Origin of the sequence: Azospirillum sp. B510 (assembly GCF_000010725.1) — a bacterium.
Lineage (GTDB): Bacteria > Pseudomonadota > Alphaproteobacteria > Azospirillales > Azospirillaceae > Azospirillum > Azospirillum lipoferum_B.
The window spans coordinates 126,794-144,139 of record NC_013859.1 but is presented as its reverse complement, the minus strand read 5'-3'; the positions used below and the strand labels follow the sequence as shown (position 1 = coordinate 144,139).

At 69.2% G+C, this 17,346-nt stretch carries 20 protein-coding genes; 7 read left to right on the top strand and 13 right to left on the bottom strand.

The window, feature by feature from the left end; all coding sequences use genetic code 11:
* Positions 1 to 41: 41 nt before the first annotated feature.
* Entirely contained in the window at positions 42 to 1,286 is a 1,245-nt protein-coding gene (locus AZL_RS37580; protein WP_012978243.1) for a flagellin, read from the bottom strand.
* A gap of 214 nt (positions 1,287 to 1,500) precedes the next feature.
* Positions 1,501 to 2,325, bottom strand: coding sequence for a winged helix-turn-helix domain-containing protein (locus AZL_RS30605; RefSeq protein ID WP_012978242.1), 825 nt, complete (start codon positions 2,323 to 2,325; stop codon positions 1,501 to 1,503).
* Between the two features lie 466 nt (positions 2,326 to 2,791).
* On the opposite strand from AZL_RS30605, the gene AZL_RS30600 reads away from it, so the two are divergent.
* Positions 2,792 to 3,169 (top strand): hypothetical protein, encoded by a 378-nt coding sequence (locus AZL_RS30600; RefSeq protein ID WP_247894570.1) that lies wholly within the window; start codon positions 2,792 to 2,794, stop codon positions 3,167 to 3,169.
* Between the two features lie 22 nt (positions 3,170 to 3,191).
* On the opposite strand, the gene AZL_RS30595 is transcribed toward AZL_RS30600, so the two are convergent.
* The 7 genes from AZL_RS30595 to fliF all read right to left on the bottom strand — a co-directional run bounded on the left by AZL_RS30595 (position 3,192) and on the right by fliF (position 8,979).
* A complete protein-coding gene (locus AZL_RS30595) occupies positions 3,192 to 3,920 on the bottom strand; it encodes a hypothetical protein (protein WP_148219772.1) in 729 nt (242 codons plus the stop codon).
* Positions 3,921 to 3,979: 59 nt separating this feature from the next.
* Entirely contained in the window at positions 3,980 to 5,008 is a 1,029-nt protein-coding gene (locus AZL_RS30590) for a flagellar motor switch protein FliG (RefSeq protein WP_012978239.1), read from the bottom strand.
* A 10-nt stretch (positions 5,009 to 5,018) separates the two neighbouring features.
* On the bottom strand, positions 5,019 to 5,306 hold the full coding sequence (locus tag AZL_RS30585) for a hypothetical protein (protein WP_148219771.1): 288 nt from the start codon (positions 5,304 to 5,306) through the stop codon (positions 5,019 to 5,021).
* Positions 5,307 to 5,310: 4 nt separating this feature from the next.
* Positions 5,311 to 6,102 carry a flagellar type III secretion system pore protein FliP gene (fliP, locus tag AZL_RS30580; RefSeq protein ID WP_042446564.1) on the bottom strand — a complete coding sequence of 264 codons (792 nt, stop codon included), beginning with the start codon at positions 6,100 to 6,102 and terminating at the stop codon, positions 5,311 to 5,313.
* A gap of 111 nt (positions 6,103 to 6,213) precedes the next feature.
* Positions 6,214 to 6,552: a flagellar motor switch protein FliN gene (gene fliN, locus AZL_RS30575; RefSeq protein ID WP_012978236.1), complete on the bottom strand. Its 339-nt coding sequence runs from the start codon at positions 6,550 to 6,552 to the stop codon at positions 6,214 to 6,216.
* Between the two features lie 22 nt (positions 6,553 to 6,574).
* Positions 6,575 to 7,252, bottom strand: coding sequence for a flagellar assembly protein FliH (locus AZL_RS30570; RefSeq protein WP_042446561.1), 678 nt, complete (start codon positions 7,250 to 7,252; stop codon positions 6,575 to 6,577).
* Complete coding sequence (gene fliF / locus AZL_RS30565) at positions 7,252 to 8,979, bottom strand: flagellar basal-body MS-ring/collar protein FliF (protein ID WP_042446558.1); 1,728 nt, start codon at positions 8,977 to 8,979, stop codon at positions 7,252 to 7,254. Before fliF ends, AZL_RS30570 begins: the two co-directional genes overlap by 1 nt.
* A 206-nt stretch (positions 8,980 to 9,185) precedes the next feature.
* Between fliF and fliL the strand changes: the two genes are divergently transcribed.
* Genes fliL through AZL_RS30535 form a run of 6 tightly spaced genes read left to right on the top strand, consistent with a single transcriptional unit; the run spans position 9,186 to position 14,504 of the window.
* Positions 9,186 to 9,710, top strand: a complete 525-nt coding sequence (gene fliL, locus AZL_RS30560) for a flagellar basal body-associated FliL family protein (RefSeq protein WP_042446556.1) — start codon at positions 9,186 to 9,188, stop codon at positions 9,708 to 9,710.
* Positions 9,711 to 9,729: 19 nt separating this feature from the next.
* Positions 9,730 to 10,887: a flagellar motor switch protein FliM gene (fliM, locus tag AZL_RS30555; protein WP_148219770.1), complete on the top strand. Its 1,158-nt coding sequence runs from the start codon at positions 9,730 to 9,732 to the stop codon at positions 10,885 to 10,887.
* Positions 10,868 to 11,512, top strand: a complete 645-nt coding sequence (locus AZL_RS30550) for a DUF6468 domain-containing protein (protein ID WP_012978231.1) — start codon at positions 10,868 to 10,870, stop codon at positions 11,510 to 11,512. Before fliM ends, AZL_RS30550 begins: the two co-directional genes overlap by 20 nt.
* Positions 11,509 to 12,288: a magnesium transporter MgtE N-terminal domain-containing protein gene (locus AZL_RS30545; protein WP_012978230.1), complete on the top strand. Its 780-nt coding sequence runs from the start codon at positions 11,509 to 11,511 to the stop codon at positions 12,286 to 12,288. Before AZL_RS30550 ends, AZL_RS30545 begins: the two co-directional genes overlap by 4 nt.
* A 5-nt stretch (positions 12,289 to 12,293) precedes the next feature.
* The gene (locus AZL_RS35055) at positions 12,294 to 13,787 is read left to right on the top strand and encodes a flagellar hook-length control protein FliK (protein WP_012978229.1); all 1,494 of its coding nucleotides are present in this window, start codon (positions 12,294 to 12,296) and stop codon (positions 13,785 to 13,787) included.
* An 18-nt stretch (positions 13,788 to 13,805) separates the two neighbouring features.
* Positions 13,806 to 14,504 (top strand): flagellar hook assembly protein FlgD, encoded by a 699-nt coding sequence (locus tag AZL_RS30535; RefSeq protein ID WP_012978228.1) that lies wholly within the window; start codon positions 13,806 to 13,808, stop codon positions 14,502 to 14,504.
* A 40-nt stretch (positions 14,505 to 14,544) separates the two neighbouring features.
* Here AZL_RS30535 and AZL_RS30530 read toward each other — a convergent pair whose 3' ends face one another.
* The 4 genes from AZL_RS30530 to flgG are packed head-to-tail and all read right to left on the bottom strand — an operon-like array spanning position 14,545 to position 17,339.
* Entirely contained in the window at positions 14,545 to 15,030 is a 486-nt protein-coding gene (locus tag AZL_RS30530) for a hypothetical protein (protein WP_012978227.1), read from the bottom strand.
* A 28-nt stretch (positions 15,031 to 15,058) separates the two neighbouring features.
* Positions 15,059 to 15,790 carry a flagellar basal body L-ring protein FlgH gene (gene flgH / locus AZL_RS30525; RefSeq protein ID WP_148219769.1) on the bottom strand — a complete coding sequence of 244 codons (732 nt, stop codon included), beginning with the start codon at positions 15,788 to 15,790 and terminating at the stop codon, positions 15,059 to 15,061.
* A 26-nt stretch (positions 15,791 to 15,816) separates the two neighbouring features.
* Positions 15,817 to 16,548 (bottom strand): flagellar basal body P-ring formation chaperone FlgA, encoded by a 732-nt coding sequence (gene flgA / locus AZL_RS30520; protein WP_247894569.1) that lies wholly within the window; start codon positions 16,546 to 16,548, stop codon positions 15,817 to 15,819.
* A 5-nt stretch (positions 16,549 to 16,553) separates the two neighbouring features.
* Complete coding sequence (flgG, locus tag AZL_RS30515; RefSeq protein ID WP_012978224.1) at positions 16,554 to 17,339, bottom strand: flagellar basal-body rod protein FlgG; 786 nt, start codon at positions 17,337 to 17,339, stop codon at positions 16,554 to 16,556.
* Positions 17,340 to 17,346 lie beyond the last annotated feature (7 nt).

Here is a 17,346-nt window from a genome sequence, read left to right as displayed (position 1 = left end):
CTGGCACCGCCCCGGACGATGACGCCGCCCGCGCGGGCGGCTTAGCGGAACAGCGACAGGATGTTCTGCGGACCCTGGTTGGCGATCGACAGGGCCTGGGTGGCGAGCTGCTGCTGGACCTGGAGGGCCTGCAAACGGCTCGATTCCTCGTTCATGTCGGCGTCGACCAGCGCGCCGATGCCCTTGTTCATCGAGTCGGTCAGCTTGGAGACGAAGTCGTTCTGCACCGACACGCGGTTCTCGATCGAGCCGATGACCGACGCCTTGCCGATGGCGGTGTCGAGCAGCTTGTTGATGACCTCGAGCGACTTCTTCGAGTTGTTGACGACATCGACCTGGGTCAGGTCGGCGAGGCCGCCGAACGCGTCGCTTTCCTTCGAGCCGACCCACAGGCCGGACACCTGGGCGGTGAAGTTGCCGTCGGCGTTCTTGTCCTGGTCGGTGAAGGAAAGCGTGTCGCCGGTGAAGGCGACCTGGAAGTCGCCGCCGGCGGCGGTCAGGGCGGTGTTGACCGCCGTGGCGATGTTGCCCTGGGTGGTGGCGAGGTTGGTGTCGTACTTCTGCGCCGACAGATCGACCGACACGTCGACCTTGGTGCCGTCCTCCTTGGTGACCGTCAGCGACAGGGCGCCGAGGCCGAGATTCTGGCCGTTGATGAAGGTGTCGCCAGGGGCGCCGAACTTGATGTCGACCGACGCCTTCTTGGCGTTCGTCGAATTGATCTGCTGCTCGATGGTGGCCTTGCCGACGATCGATTCGACGCGCAGGTCCTGGCGCTGGAAATCGATGTAGCTGGGATCGACCGTGCCGTTGCCGCGGCTGAGCGAGGCCAGGATCGAGACGTTCTGGTCCTTGGCCGTGCCGTCGTTGGAATAGGTGACGCGCAGCAGGTTGTCGCCGTTGAAGGACGCGTCGGCGGCGGCACCCTTGATCAGCTTCACCAGCTGGTCGACGTCGTTCTGGATCAGCGACTTGTCGACGCCGTTGGTCTGGCCGGCGATGACGCGGGCCTTCAGCGTCTGCAGGTTCTCGACGATGTTCTTGGCGGCCACCGATGCGGTGTTGGTGGTGCCGGAGCCGAGTTCCAGCGACTCCTTGACCGCCTTGAAGCCGGCGACGTCGGCCTTCATGGTGGTGGCGATCGACCAGTAGGCGGCGTTGTCCTTGGCGTTGTTGACCTTCAGGCCGGTCGAGATGCGGTCCTGCGTGGTCGCCAGGTCACCGGTGACGTGACGCAGGGTCTGCAACGCGGTCATCGCCGAGGCGTTGGTCAGAATCGAGGCCATGGGTATCTCCATTCGTGAGATGCATGGCGCCTTTCTGACGCCGGGGCCCTTCGCGCCGGCCTTCCCGATCTGAGTTTGCGGGGGCGCGAGCGGCAAATTCGAAGATGACGGAGCCGGTTTAAGCCGGGGTAAAAAATCGCGGGCGTTCGGGAGGGACGGAAAAAACGGGGTGGGCGGACGGGATCAGCGGTCGGCTTTCAACATTCCCCGGCCTTTACCGGCCGACGGCGCGGACGGTGGCACGGGCGGCGGCGCTCGGCACCACCGGCGGGATGAAAGGGACACGGCCGGCCGCCAGCCCGCCGACGGCGGACCAGCGGTCCAGCATCAGCTGGGCGCGGTCGGCGGCGATGTGATCGGGAGGCGCCTCGAACTTGTAGCCGCGGCCATAGACGGTCTCGATGTAGCGGCCGCCGCCGGTCGCCGTGTCGATCTTCTTGCGCAGCTTGCAGATATAGACGTCGATCACCTTGTCGAGCGGATCGGAGCCGGACAGGCCGTAGACCTCCTCGTAGATATGCTCCTTCGACACCACGCGGCGGTGGTTGAGGGCCAGGACCGACAGGATCGCATGTTCCCGCTGGCTGAGGCGCAGGCGTTCGCCATCGACCTCCGGATCGCGGCCGTCGAGGAAGACGGTGAGGCGGCCGACCGTCACCGCGTTGCTGGTCAGCCCGTAGGAGCGGCGGCGGATCGCTTCCAGCCGGGCGCGGATTTCGGTGCTGACGATCGGCTTGACCAGCACGTCGTCCGCCCCCGCCCGCAGGATGCCGGCGGTGGTGTTGGCGCAGCGGCGTTCGATCAGGCAGATGATCGCGGCGGTCACGTTGCGGGCGCGGAGCATGGCGACGCAGGCTTCGGTATCGCCGACATCGCCGATGATGATCGCGTCATGGGGGAGGTCGACCGCGCCATGACCGCCCACCAGATCGCGCAGACCATTCAGGTCAAGGCGATCATGGTTAACCTTACTCAGGGCCAGTTGCTTGCCGATGGCTTCGGCGATCAGGTCGGCTGGCTCAATCAGCAGGGCCTGCATTGGATTCTCCATTATCGAGCAAGCTTAGATAAAGCATCGTTTTTTACGCAATTGCGCTCATGTCTCATGCTTATCACAGCCTCAAAAGAACCTATCGAAAGGTGGCATGTCAACAGATTGGGCTACCCGGATAGACATAGCCAGACATGCCGTTTTACGTGGTTTTAATGGTTTCGTTCGACTAAAGACTGGATAAATTTTTATTCATGTGGGGTTTTACTTAGAATATCGCAGCGATTCTTGAGTGATCGCTCCGGACTACCATTAATTCGTTTGCCATCTATGGTTAACGGCAGTGAAAATGGTGAAAGCCTGCGCTTACAAACATGAACGCTGGTTTAACCTTGATGGCCTAGGGTCGCCGGGCATGAGCGTTTCAGGAGGTTCCATGTCCGGAACGAAGGCGCCCGTCCTTGCAACGGCCGCAATCGCTGCTTGCCTGCTCGTCCTGCAAGGCTGCGCGCAAATGTCACAAGCGCCCGACGGCGATTACCGCCAAGCTCTTGAAAATGCGCTGACCGCCGGCCGGTGCGATGGTGCGGCGGTGCGCGGCATGTGGACGGCCTATGACCGGTGGTATGCCGTGGCGTCCACCATCACCGGCCATGTGAAGACCGACGAGGCCGCGGCCCTGCTGCGCCAGGGCGACCAGTTCCGCATTTTGAACTGCACGGAAGTGGCGCGGGCGTCCTACCAGACGCTGATCCGCCGTTTTCCTGAGACCGGCTTCGCCCCGCTGCGCGAGGCGGCCGGCGCATCGCTGCGCTCGCTGCCGCCACCACCGCCGCCGCCACCACCGCCGCCAGGACAGCCGACTCCGGTCTGGCCGATTTCAAACAGTTGAGGGTGGGGGCCGAGGCCTGCCGCTACAGCGCCAGATCGGAGGAGAGGGGCTGGTCCAGCCCGAGCCAGGCGTCGGCCAGCGGACCGACGGTCAGCGCGCCGTCAAGCCGGCAGTCGCCCAGCACGGCGAGGAAACTGTCATGCAGATCGGCCAGGGCGGACGACGGCAGCCCCATCGCCAGACGCAAAGTCACATCCAGGCGGCGGCCGGCGAACGTCGCCATCAACTGCACCGGCCCAAGCCGCGGCGGACGGGCCTGGAGCACCAGCGTGACGCTGTCGGACAGGCCATCCTCGATCCCGACGGCACAGAGCAGCCCGTCGTCGCTGTCCAGCAGCGGCACGCGCGACAGGCGCCACAGCCGCCCATCGACCGGCTGGAAGCGCGAGGCCAGCGCCCGGTCGCACTCGTCGAGCAGCAGCCCACCGTCCAGATCCGCCAGCCTCGCCCCGGCATCCGGCCCCAGCCAGCCGCGGCAGCCGCCGGCCGTCGCCGCCAGGAACAGGGCGAGCGCGGCGCCGAAGGTCGAATCGCAGCGCGGCAGGCAGCCCCGCGCCAGCGCCGCCTCGGCCGGCGACAGCGAGTCCAAAAGGTCGAGCAGCCGATGGACGAGTCGCCCCGCCTCGCTCCCCTCCATGCTTTCCGACGTGTTTTCCGGCGACCGCGCGGCGGGCGGGGGTGTCGCGGAAAACCGCGCCGCCAGCAGCTCCGGCGGCGGCACATGCCGGGGGATGAGGTCGCGCCCGGTCATTCGCCCGGCCATTCTTGGATGGTTCCCATAAAGGATGTCCCCGTTCGGCGCGGTCCCGCTCAATAGACGACGCTGTCGGCGTCATCGGACTGCGGGATGATGATGGTGCCGTCCTCCGCCATCGCCTTGGCGACGCGGACGATCTCCGCCTGGGCATCGTTGACGTCGCGCATGCGCAGCGGCCCCATGTTCTCGATCTCGTCCAGCAGGATCAGGCGGGCCCGCTCCGACAGCACCGACAGGAAATGATCGCGCTGGGCCGCCGCCGCCCCCTTCAGCGCGATGGCGAGCTGGCCGGTGTCGCAACGGCGGATCACCGACTGCAACGACACGCGGTCCAGCCGCATCAGATCCTCGAAGGTGAACATCAGCTGCTTGATGCGCTGGGTCGGCTCCGGCATCACCGTTTCGAGATCGCTGAAGATCTCGGTCAGGGTCTCGCGGTCGATGCGATTGAAGATGTCGGCCATCCGCTCCAGCGAATCATTGCCGTGGGTGCGGGCGTAATTCGCCATGAACTCGTTGTGCAGGATCGATTCGATGTCCAGCAGCACCTCGCGCTGGACCGATTCGATCTGGATCATGCGCTCGATCACCTCGATGCGGATGGCGGCGGGCACCAGAACCAGCACCTTGGCCGCATGGTCGGGCCGCATCTTGGACAGGATGACCGCCGCCGTCTGGGGATATTCACCGGCGAGATAGCTGGCGAGCACCCCCTCGTTCACGTTGGACATCTTCTCCCACATGGTGCGGCCGGCGGGGCCGCGGATCTCGCCCATGATCTCCGTCACCCGGTCGGCCGGCAGGAAACGGTTCAGCATCCGCTCCGTGCTGTCATAGGAGCCGACGACCGAGCCGGCATTGGCGAAGCGTTCGGTGAAGATGCGCATCAGCGTCTCCACCAGATTGGAGGTGACGTTGCCGAGCGTCGCCATCGCCCGGCTGACCAGCCGGATCTCGTCCTCGTCCAGCCGTTCCATCAGCCGCGAACCGCGTTCCTCGCCGAGCGCCAGGAAGATGACGGCGCTCTTCTCCACCCCGGTCAGGCTCTTGTAATTCTCGCGGATCTTGATCGGCGTTCCCATGGCGGCACCTTCAGAAGGAGAAATCGGCGGAGGGGGCGGAGGACGGGGCGACATTGTCCCCGCCATGCGGGGCATCGGCCGGCGGCAGGCCCAGCGCGCGGTCATGGCGGAAGGCCACCGCCATCACCGCGCCGGCCACCAGCAGCAGCGGATGCGGGATCAGCGGGTTGGTGTCGATGGCGGCCAGCAGGCCGGCGACCGAGCCATCCTCCGCCACCACCACCCCACGGCGGCGGGCCAGCGCCAGCAGGCTGTCGGCCAAACCGGCGGCCAGGGTGGCGGCGGGCGCATCCTCCATCGCCTCACACCCCATAGGAGCGGATCAGGCTGCCGGCGATCAGGAACCAGCCGTCGGTCAGCACGAAGAAGATGATCTTGAAGGGCAGCGCGATCATCACGGGCGGCAGCATCATCATGCCCATCGCCATCAGGATCGCCGCGACCACCATGTCGATCACCAGGAAGGGCAGGAACAGCAGGAAGCCGATCTCGAAGGCGCGGCGCAGCTCCGACAGCAGGAAGGCCGGCATCAGCAGGCGCAGATCGACGCTCTCCGCCGTCACCGGCCGCCCGTCCTTCTCCGGAGGCTGCGCCGCCTCTTCGCCGGCCGGCTTCGGCTTGGCGGTGAAGGCGGCGAAGGCGGCCAGATCGCGCTCGCGGACATGGGAGGCCATGAAGCCGCGAAAGGGCTCGATCATGCGCTCCAGCCCCTGTTCCTGCGTCACCTGCTCGTTCAGCAGCGGGCGCAGGCCGTCCTGCCAGGCGCTGTCGATCACCGGTCCCATGATGTGGAAGGTCAGGAACATGGCGAGGCTGACCAGCACCATGTTCGGCGGCGACTGCTGGAGCCCCAGCGCCGAGCGCAGCAGCGACAGCACGACGATGATGCGGGTGAAGCAGGTCACCATGATCAGCAGGCCCGGCGCCACGCTCAGCACCGTCAGCAGCACGATGCCCTGGACGATGCGCCCGGACAGGCTCGCCCCGTCGGCCAGCGAGCCCAGGGCGCCGAGGTTGAGGTCGAGCGGCGCCGCCGCAGCGGGGCCGGCGGCAAGGGTCAGGGCGAGGAGGATCGCGAGGGTGCGCAGGCGCATGCGGGGGGCTTTCGGGGAGGCTAGGAATGTCGGCTTCGAATGCCCCACCCCATCCCTCCCTCGCCGGGCGGGGGAGGGATGGGGTGGGGGTTCCAGCGGCGACCGCTCCCCTCAATCGATCTCCAGCTCCGTCCGCACGATCTCGGTCAGGGTGACGCCCAGGCGCTGGTCCTCGACGATCACCACCTCGCCCCTGGCGACCAGCCGATGGTTGACCAGCACCTCGACCGGCTCGTCAACCTTGCGCTCCAGCTCCAGCACGGCGCCACGGCCGAGCTTCAGCAACTGCGCCACCAGCATGCTGGTGCGGCCGAGCACGACCTGCACATCGACCGGCACGTTGTAGATGGCGTTCATCGGCCCGTCGTAAGGCTTGTCGCCAATCCTGTCCGGGGCCTTTTCCGCCTGCTTGGAATCGTCGTCGAGGATGTCGAGGTTCAAGGGAGGCATGAGGGTTCTCGCTCCGGATCGGTTAAGTCGGGTCGGCGGACAGCGCCGGCGCCAGGGCGGCGACGGCGCGGTCGGTCAGGTCGGCGATGATCGCCTCGAAGGCGGCGGGATCGCGGCGGACGGAGCCGGCGCCCCAGCTCGCCTCCAGCGCACCGACGGCCAGCGTCGGGTCGCCCTGGATGTCGAGACGGCCCTGGAACAGGCCCTGCCCGGCCAGCCGCTCCTCCAGCGGGCGGCGGAGCGAGGGGTGCAGGCGCAAGGTCAGGAGAGGGGCCCGCCCGGCGGCGCGCAGCGCGTCGGCGGCCAGCCGCTCCACCTCCGCCCGCGCGGCCTGATCGAGCAGGCGCGGCGCCATGCGGCGCACCAGCGCCACCAACACAAGCGCGCCCTGGGCCTCCAGCCGCTCCATCAGGGCGGCATGGTCGGTGTCGAGTGCCGCCATCCGCTGCGCCAACAGGGCGAGCGTGGCGGAAAGCTCCGCCTCGATCCGGCGGGCGGCGGAGAGTTCGCCCTCGCGCCGGCCCTGGGCCGCCCCTTCGGCGAGTGCGGCCTCGCGGGTCCGCGCCAGCGCGGCGAGATGATCGCGTTCGGACAGGCTCGGCAGGTCGAGCGGATCGACGGCGGCGGCCTCCTCGGGCTCCACCGCGGCGGCGGGGGCGCCGAAGCTGTGGTCGAAGCGGTAGCGCGGGTAGGCGGCCATCACGCCACCTCCTCATAGAGCCAGGAGCGCAGGATATCGATGGCCTCGTCGGGATACTGGTCGACCAGCTCGCCCAGCCGGCGGATGGAGGAGGCGCGGACGCGGCCCTCCACCGTGCGCAACTCGATCAGCTGGTCCATCGTCTCCTCGATGCCAAGCTGCGGCGCCATCGGCGCGGCCCCGAAGGCGGCGGCCTCCGCCTCCCCGGCATCGGCCGGCGCCAGACCGGCGGCACCGGCGCCCGCGATGGCCGGACCGGTCAGCTGCGGCATCGGCCCGCCGGCCGGGGCGGCCAGCGCCGGGGCGGACGCCTCCGCCGCCACCGGCCCGGGGGCCGGGAAGACGCGGCGGATCAGCGGCCGCAGGCCGACCAGGATCACCAGGGCCGACAGCACCAGCAGGATCACCCACTGGATCAGCGTCATGATGTTGCGGGTCAGCGTCTCGGCGATCTCGTCGCCCAGCGGGCGCGGCGTCAGGTCGGGCGCCAGATCGACGAATTCCAGATTGTCGACCGTCACCCGGTCGCCGCGCGCCTCGCTGAAGCCCATGGCGGAACGGACCAGCTCACCCAGGCGCCGCAACTCCTCGGTCGAACGCGGCTCATACTGGCGGGTGCCGTCGGGAGCGGTCTTCCAGGTGCCGTTGACCAGCACGGCGACGCTGAGGCGGCGGACGTCGCCCGGCTCGATCACCGTTTCGCGGCTGACGTTGGAGATCTCGTAATTGACCGTCTCCTCCTGCCGCTTGGTGTCGTTGGAGGATTGCGGCCCCTGGGATTGGGCGCGCACGTCGCGTTGCGGCAGATTCTGCTCGGCGGTGACCGGCGGCTCGCCGTTGCTGTCCTGGCTGCGCTCCTGCTCCTGCACGGTCTGGGTGGAGCGGACGACCTGGCTGTTGGGATCGAAGCTCTGGCTGCGCACCACCTCGCGCTTGGTCTCCACCTCGGCGGCGACCTGGACGCGGACATTGCCGGCGCCGAGACGGGCGGTCAGCATCTGCTCCACCGCGCGGGCGACACGGGTTTCCGCCGCGACACGCAGACCGTCGGTGCGCGCCGACGCCAGCCCCGGCCCGTCATCCTCGGTCAGCAGCAGCTCGCCGGAGGAGTCCATCACCGTCACCGCGCTCGGCTTCAGGTTGGGTACGGCGGCGGACACCAGATGGCGGATCGACAAAGCCTGCTTGCGGTCCATCGCGGCGCGGCCGCGCATGCGCACCACCACCGAGGCGGTCGGCTTGGGCGCGCTGCGCGAGAACTCCTCGCGCTCGGGCAGAACGATATGGACGCGGGCGGCCTCGACGCCGGACAGCGTCTCGATGGTGCGGCCGAGTTCCCCCTCCATGGCGCGCAGGCGGTTGATGCGCTGCATGAAGCTGGTGATGCCCAGCGGCTTGTCGGTATCGAACAGCTCGTAGCCGACGCCGCCGCGCGACGGCAGGCCCTTTTCCGCCAGCGCCATGCGGACGCGGGAGACGTCGGCCTGCGGCACGCTGATCGTCGTGCCGTCGAAGCCGGCATTGACCGGCACGCCCATCTCCTGCACCGCCTTGGCGATGCGCCCGGCCTCCGCCGGTTCCAGGCCGCTGTAAAGGGCGGTCATGTGTGGCTGGGACAGCAGGAGCGCCATGCCGGCGACGGCCAGGACGATGCCGAGCCCGGTCCCCGCCAGCACGAGCAGCCGACCGCGCCCCAACGACCGCAACGTGTCGATCAGACTGTCCACGGTTCCCCGCACCTTTAAAGTTTCTGAAAATCGGCGGGCCTAGTCTTCGCCCTGCGCACCCCGTCACGCTAACGGCGCGACTTTTAAGCGGAGTAAAAAACGGCGCAATCCCCAAGAACAAAGCTTCTAAAACTTTACTAGCCTCTCGATTGACTAAAATTTTCGGCAATGTCTGGCGGGATGGAGCGATGATTACACGGATGGGGATGGCGGGAACGGCCGCGGGACGGGATGAGATCCTGAACCGGCTGCGCGGATCGGGACGGATCCTGGTGATCGCCCTGCCGATCGCCCGGCTGCTGGCCGGCGTCCTGATGCTGGGCGCGGTGGCGGCGGCGGGGCTCGGCGGCTATTGGCTGGCGGCGGGCACCCCGGCGGTTGAACGGCTGTGGGCGCCGGCGGCGGAGAGCGTTCCGGCCGACGCCGTGGCCGAGATGCCGGAACTGGTCGTCAATCTGCGCCGCGACACCCCCTCCCGCTTCCTGAAGATCGGCCTGTCGCTGACCGTCTCCCCCCGCGACCGCCAGCGGGTCGAGCAGGCGATGCCGCAGCTGACCGACAGCTTGCAGGAGTTCCTGCGCAATCTGGACCAGGACGACCTCGAAGGGTCGGCCGGGCTGCACCGCCTGCGCAGCGAGATCAAGCGCCGCTTCAACCTGATCCTGTCCGACCCCGCCGGCCGGCGCGACGTCGTAACCGACGTGCTGCTGCGCAGCCTGCTCACGCAATAGCGATCCCCAGAGGCACCGGATGACCGACACACCCGCCCAGCATTCCACATCCATGCCCCCCTCCACGGCCGCTCCGGACGATGCCGCCGACTGGTCCGACGCCGCGTGGGAACTGGCGGCGACGCAGCAGGCCGCTCCGCCGGGCGCGGCGGAGGCCCAGGCGGTGCGGGAGGCGCCGGTCGGCCCGACCGGCGAGACGAAGACGCTGAGCCAGGAGGAGATCGACCGGCTGCTGAATTTCGCGGCACCCGACGGCGGCGGCCCGGCGCTGAGCGCCATCCAGCGGCTGGTCAGCTCGACCACGGTCAACAAGGACCGGCTGCCGATGCTGGACGTGGTGTTCGACCGCATGGTGCGGATGCTGAACACCTCGCTGCGCCAGTTCGCCTCGACCAATGTGGAGGCGTCGCTGTCTAAGATCGAATGGCTGCGCTACACCGACTTCCAGGACGCCATCGAACTGCCGGCCCTGATCGGCGTCGCCCGCGCCGAGCCGTGGGACAACCAGATGCTGGTGACCATCGACAGCGCGCTGATCTATTGCATGATGGACGTGCTGCTGGGCGGCCGGCGGTCCAGGCCGGGGCGGATCGACGGGCGGGCCTACACCTCCATCGAACGCAAGATGACCGAGCGGATGATGAAGGTGGTGCTTCAGGATCTGGGGCAGTCCTTCGATCCGCTGGCCCAGGTCGATTTCGTCTTCGACCGGCTGGAGGTGAACCCGCAGTTCGCCACCATCACGCGCGCCACAAACGCCATCATCCGCGTGCGCATCGCCGTGGAGGTGGAGCGGCGGACCGGCCACATCGACATCGTCATCCCCTACGCCACGCTGGAGCCGATCCGCGGCAAGCTGGTGCAGATGTTCATGGGCGAGAAGTTCGGCCATGACACGGTGTGGGAAAGCCACCTGAAGAACGAACTGATGCGCTCCAAGCTGGAGCTGGTCGCCGTGCTGGCGGAGACCAAGGTGCCGCTGGGCGAGGTTCTGGCCTGGCAGAAGGGCCAGTCGCTGAAGCTGCGCATCAGCCCGGACTCCACCGTCATGGTCTTCAGCAAGACGATCCCGCTGTTCGCCGGCCATATGGGGCAGCGCAACGACAACATCGCGGTGAAGATCGACACCGATCTCGACACCAAGCAGGAGCTGATCGATGGTCTCCTTTCTCATTGACGCGGCCCTGGCGGTGATGCTGGTCACGGCGACCGCCTATCTGGTCATCGTCAACAAGCGGCTGAAGCTGCTGCGCACCGGCCAGTCCGAGATCAACGCCCTGGTGTCGACCTTCTCCAAGTCGATCGACGACACCGACGCCTCGATGAAGCGCATGGTGGCCTCGGCGACGGAGATCGCCGCCCGGCTGTCCGACGATCTCGACCGCGCCAAGGGCATGAAGGAGGACATGGCGGTGATCCTGGGATCCTGCGAGCGCGCCACCGCGCGCATGGAGGAGTCGGTGCAGCATGCCCGCGCCCTGCTGCGCCGCCTGGATGAGGGCGCCATGGGGAGCGCGGCGCGCGCCACCCGCAACCGGCAACGGCCGGAAGGGGCCGAGGAGGCCGGGAACGGGGAAAAGCCGGGTGCGGGTGGCGTGGAGGCGGGACCGGCCTCGCCGCTGCTGTCGGCGCTGAAGGCGGCGGAGCTGGACAAGGGTGAGTTCCAGGCGATCGAAACGGCGCTGCGCGCGGTGAGCGGCCAGCCCGCCGAAGCGGCGGCTCCCGCCGCCAGCCCGGCGAAGGCGGCGGCCAGCGCCTTCTATGCCCGGCTGCGCACCGTCGGGTCGGAGGCGTCGGCATGATCCCGCGCATCCTGCCCATCACCCTGGTCGCCGTGCTGATGGTGCTGCCGCTGAAGCTCGGCGCCCTGGTGGACGGCTTCCCGGTCATCGCCCAGCAGTTCGACCGCGAATTCGGCGCCCATGAACGCCCCTGGGCCACCGATCTGAAGACCGCCGATCCGAAGGCCGCCGACGGCAAGCAGGCGGAGGCGGCCCCAGTTCCGGCCACCATCCCGGCGCCGGTTCAACTGCCGGTTCCGCTGGCGGTGTCCATGCCGGTCGCGGAGGCTCCGCCGTCGGTGGCGCTGGCGCCGCCGAGCTGCGCCGATCCGCTGCTGCGCGCCGCCATCGACGAGCAGAAGGCCGACAGCGCCGGCCGGCAGAACCGCCTGCGCGAAACCGAGGCGGTGCTCGCCGCCACCGAGGCGCGGGTCGGCACCCAGATCCAGCGGCTGAACGGGGTGAAACGCGAGGTCGAGGCGCTGATGACCCAGCGCTCCAACCTGGCGCAGGAGGATCTGAAACGGATGGTGGCGATCTACGAGGCGATGAAGCCGCGCGACGCCGCCCGCATCCTGACCGACATGGAAACCGACATCGTCGTCGATGTGCTGGACCGCATTTCCGAACGGCGCGCCGCGCCGATCCTGGCCGAGATGGCCGACGCCAAGGCGCGCGAGGTGACGCGGCTGATCCTGCAACGCCGCGCCCTGCCCGGCGACCGCAAGCCCGCCACCGCCGTGATCGGGGCTGCGGTTCCCGTCACCGCCATGCCGCGCCCCACCCTGACCAATTGAGCGCCATGACCAGCATGCCCGATGCCGCCGCCATAGGCGGCGCGCCGCCACCCCGTCCGGCCTCCGCCCAACCCCGAGGCGGTGGACCGTCCGAGGATGACGGGCGTGACGGCGGTTTCGCCAGCCTGGTCGACGAGGCGGCGGCGGAGCCCGGCGGTCCGGCACGCCCCGACCAGTTGCGCAAGCGCAAGGAGCCGAAGACCGACTCCCCCGCCGCAGCGCAGGGGGCCATCGTCCAGGCGGTTTTACAGACAGCCGTACCGACGGCACAGGCCGGAGGCGGCATGGAGGGCGTGAAGACACCCACCGCCGATCCGGCGGCGGTCCAGGCGGGAAACGCCGCAGCCCCGGCGATCGCGGGACCCGCCGCGCCGGAGGCCGGACAACCGGCGGGCGGCAACGCCGGGCAAGCCGCCACCCCTGCCACCCCTGCCACCCCTGCCATTCCCGCGTTCCCTGCGACACCCAGCAGCCCAGCCATCCCGACAGCCACCCCAGGCACCGCCTCCCCCCCGGCTTCGGCCATCGTTCCCCAGCCGGCGTCCGGCCCGGAAGCCCCCCATGCGGGGTCCGAACGGACGGGCGCGTCACATGCGGCGCCGACCGACCCCACACCGCAGGGCGATGCCGGCCAGCCAATCATTGCCACGACAGCCGGGCAGCCCGGACAAGCACCCCCGCCATCCGTTCCGCCAACCGTTCCGCCATCGCTGGCGGCATCTCCAGCGGCACCCGCGCCATCGGACGCGACCGCCGAAGTCGTCCCCGACAGGCGCGAAGCCCGGCAGCAGGATGGTGACGGCACCGATCCCCGCACCGCACTGCGCGGCGCGCGGGGTGCGGCGCGCCAGACCGGCGATGCCGGCAAGGCCGAACCGACCGCAGGCGCGATACCGAAAGCAGGCCCGCCCGCCACCGACCCGACGCCGGTGCCCGCCGGCCGGGACCCTGCCCCGCCCGTCACCGCATCCCCCGCCACGGGCGGCGGCGACGCGCCCGCCACCGGGTTCGAAGCGGTGCCGACCCTGCCCGCCCAGGCGGCCACGCAATATGCCGCCGCCGCGGCCTCCGGCCGGACCGCCACCGCGCACAGCCCGGCGATGGCGCAGCTGGCGGCGCCGCTGGTCCGCGTGCTGGAGTCCGGCGGCGGCGCCTTCCACATCGACCTCGCCCCGGCGGAGCTTGGCCGGATCCGCGTCGTCGCCGATGTCAGCGACGGCAAGGTCTCCCTGACCGTCCAGGCCGAACAGGCCGACACGCTGGCCCTGTTGCGCCGCGACCTGACGCGGCTTGAACAGGCGCTCGGCGATGCCGGCCTGTCGCTCGACGGGTCCAGCCTTCATTTCTCGATGCAGAGCGACGGCCAGCCGGGCGGCTTCGCCGCTCCCGACCGGGGCGGCGGCGCCCGGGGCTGGCGCGTGCAGGCCGAAACCACCCCCGAACCCATCGCGGACCGACCGATGCGCCCGATCGACGGGCTGGTCGACGTCACCGTCTGAACAGGAAAGCCCCCCGCCATGACCAGCACGCCCAGCAGCACCACGCCCGGCACCACCACGCCGGGCACCGGCCTGATGACCGCCGCCAAGACCAACACGGCGGCCGCCACCGACGAGCCGAAGAAGGCCACCGTCGATTACGAATCCTTCCTGAAGCTGCTGACCGCCCAGCTGCGCAACCAGGACCCGCTGGCGCCGATGGACGCCACCCAGTTCATGACCCAGCTGGCGCAGCTGTCGACGGTCGAGCAGTCGATGCGCTCCAACGACACGCTGGGCAAGGTGCTCGACACGCTGAAGAGCAGCGGCATGCGCATGGACATGGCCCTGCTCGGCCGCAAGGTGGAGGTGGCGTCGGACCAGATGTCGCTGGCCGGCGGCAAGGCGGAGGCCGCCTACACCGTCGACGGCGCGCCGGCCAGTGTGAAGCTGGAGGTGCTGAACGCCGCCGGCGGCGTCGTCTACAGCACGCCGGGTTCCCTGAAGACCGGACGGCAGGTCTTCGATTGGAGCGGCAGGACCGCCAGCGGCGGCGCGGCGCCCGACGGCGTCTATACGCTGCGGGTGACGGCGAAGGACAAGGACGGCAAGGCGCTGAAGACCGCCACCGTCGTCACCGATACGGTGGCCGAGGTGCGCAGCGTCGATGGCGCCAGCAAATTCGTGCTGAAGAACGGCGCCACGGTGGATTCGGGCGCGGTGCTGTCAGCGTCGTGAATGGAAACCCCCTCTCCATACGGCGGAGAGGGGGTTTCCCTCACAGACGCGTGTTGTCCTGGCGCGTGTTGTCCTGGCGCAGCAGGCGGTCGATCAGAACCGCGCGAACCGGCCGGGCGCCGTCCCGGCCGGTGAAGGAGCCGTTGGCGCCGGTCAGAAGCGCGGTGGCGACCCCCTGCGGATCGACCGCCGGGCCGCTGAAGCGGCCGTGGCCGGCCAGGTCGAACAGCGCCTCCAGCATGGCGCTGCGCGCATGCGGCAGACGGCGGCGCACCAACAGCGCGTCGTCGGCGTTGGAGGCCTCCAGCGTGATCTGGGTCAGGATGAAGGCGATGGTCCGCCCGCGCTCCAGCATCGGCACGACCAGTTGGCCCGCCTCCACATAATAGGGGCCGCCCGACGCCGCCCCGGTGGAGTCGGACGACGCGGCGGCGGATGCCTCCTGCGGCGCCTCGAAACGGCCGAGGCCGTAGCCGCCGGCGAAGGCGAGCGCGGCGGCCAGGACGAACAGCGGAACGGCTTTCATGGCGCGGATTCCCGATCGGGCCGGAGCATCAGAAAGGCAGGATCACGTCCAGCACCTGCTGGCCGTAGCGCGGCTGCTGCACGTCGGTGATCTGGCCGCGGCCGCCATAGGTGATGCGCGCCTCGGCGATCTTGTCATACTCGATGGTGTTGGCGTTGCTGATGTCCTCGGGGCGGATGACGCCGGCGATGCGCATTTCGCGCAGCTCGAAATTCACCCGCACCTCCTGCCGGCCGGCGATGACGAAATTGCCGTTGGGCAGCACCTGGGTCACCACGGCGGCGACGCGCATGGCGATGCGCTCGTTGCGCTGGATGGTGCCGTTGCCGGTCGAGTTGCTGGTGCTGTCGAGATTGACCAGATTGGACGGATCGACCGCGTCGGGCAGAACCGCCGGCAGGCGGCTTTCCAGGCCGAGGAAGTTGGGCAGCCCCTCCTTCTCGCTGTTGCTGCGGCCGCGCTGGGTGCTGTTGCGCATCTGCGCCTGGTCGGAGATGTCGATGACGACGGTCAGCAGGTCGCCGACCGACTTGGCGCGGGGATCGCGGAAGAAATCACGCGACCCGGTGCGCCACAGCGAACTCGGGATCTGTTCCGCCATCGACGGCTGCGGCATCGGCAGGGAGATCACCCGCGCCTCCGGCTGGAGGGCCGGATTGTTGATCTCCGACAGGGTGGGGGCGCTGCCGATGTCGGCCAGCCGCGCGCAGCCGCCCGTCGCAAGCGGAAGCAGCAGGAGGGGGACGAGCGCGCTGCGCATGGCGGAAGCTCCCTTCATCGAATGGCTCAGGGCCGTGTGCCCTGTGGAAGACGCGGGCCGTTGACCGACACGGTTTCGGCGCCGGTGACGGTGCCGGTGACGATGGTACTGCTGGCGATGTTCATCACCCGCACGGTGTCGCCGACGCCGCCCTCCTGCAGGGCGCGCCCGCGGGCGGCCAGCATCAGCGCGCCGTCCTCGTAGACGAGCGTCACCGGCCGGTTGCGCTGCACGACGATGGGAGCGCCGACCGATCCCACCTGGACCATCCGCCCGGCGCTGATCTGCCGGCGCGGCGACTGGCCGACCAGCGCCTCGGCGGAGGTGATGAAGCCGGCCCCGGCGCGCTCCAGCGGCAGGCGGATGGTGGTCAGGTCAGCCGCCTCGATCACCTCGCCCGGCCGGATGCGGCGGACCGGCACCGGCATCGTCACCTCCACCTCGGCCCGGCCGCTGAGATCGACGCTGTGGCCGTTGCTGAGGATGCGGGCCTGGAAGAGACCGGTGCGGGGGTCGAGACTGACGTCGCGCACGGCATCGACCGGCCCGTCGAAGGGGCGGCCGAGCGTCAGCGCGACCTGGGCATCGGGCGGCACCGCCGGGCCGAGCGAGGCCAGCAGCTCCTCCGCCAGCCGCGTCTCGACGGGGCCGGCGATGGCGGGGCCGGCGATGGCGGGGCCGGCGATGGCGGGCATGGGAAGCGCCAGCGCGGCGCCGAGCAACGCCACGGCCAGCGGGCGGCGGAGGAAAGTCGACACGATGATCACCGCATGTTGGTCATGGTGGAGGCCATCTGGTCGCCGGCCTCGATCACCTTGGCGTTCATCTCGTAGGCGCGCTGGGCGGAGATCAGCTCGGTGATCTCCTGCACGACGTTGACATTGGAGGATTCCAGATATTTCTGGCGGATGGTCCCGAAGCCGGCCTGCCCCGCCAGCCCCTCCTGCGGTTCGCCGGATGCCGGGGTGGCGCGGAACAGGTTGTCGCCCAGCGCCTCCAGCCCCGATTCGTTGACGAACACCGTCATCGCCAGCTGGCCCTGGTTGACCGGCTGGGTCTTGCCGTCGACATAGGCCAGCACCTCGCCGGACCGGTTGATCACCACCTCGCGCGTGCCCTGCGGCACGGTGATGCCGGGGGCGACGGTGAAACCGTCGGCGGTGACGATGGTTCCCTCCGGCGACAGCTTGAAACTGCCGGCGCGGGTGTAGACGGTCTCGCCGCCGGGCTGGGTCACGTTGAAATAGCCGCGCCCCTCGATCGCCAGATCCAGCTCGTTGCCGGTGGAGGTCAGGTTGCCGGTGGTGTTGATGCGGTTGACCGAGGTCGGCCGCACGCCCAGCCCGACCTCGACGCCGGTCGGCACGATGGTGCCCGAATCGGTGGACTGGCTGCCCTGCCGCTTTTCCGCCTGATACATCAGGTCCTGGAATTCGGCGCGCGAACGCTTGTAGGCGGTGGTGTTGATGTTGGCGATGTTGTTGGAGATGACCTCGACGTTCAACTGCTGGGCCATCATGCCGGTGGACGCGATGCTGAGCACGCGCATGGACGGG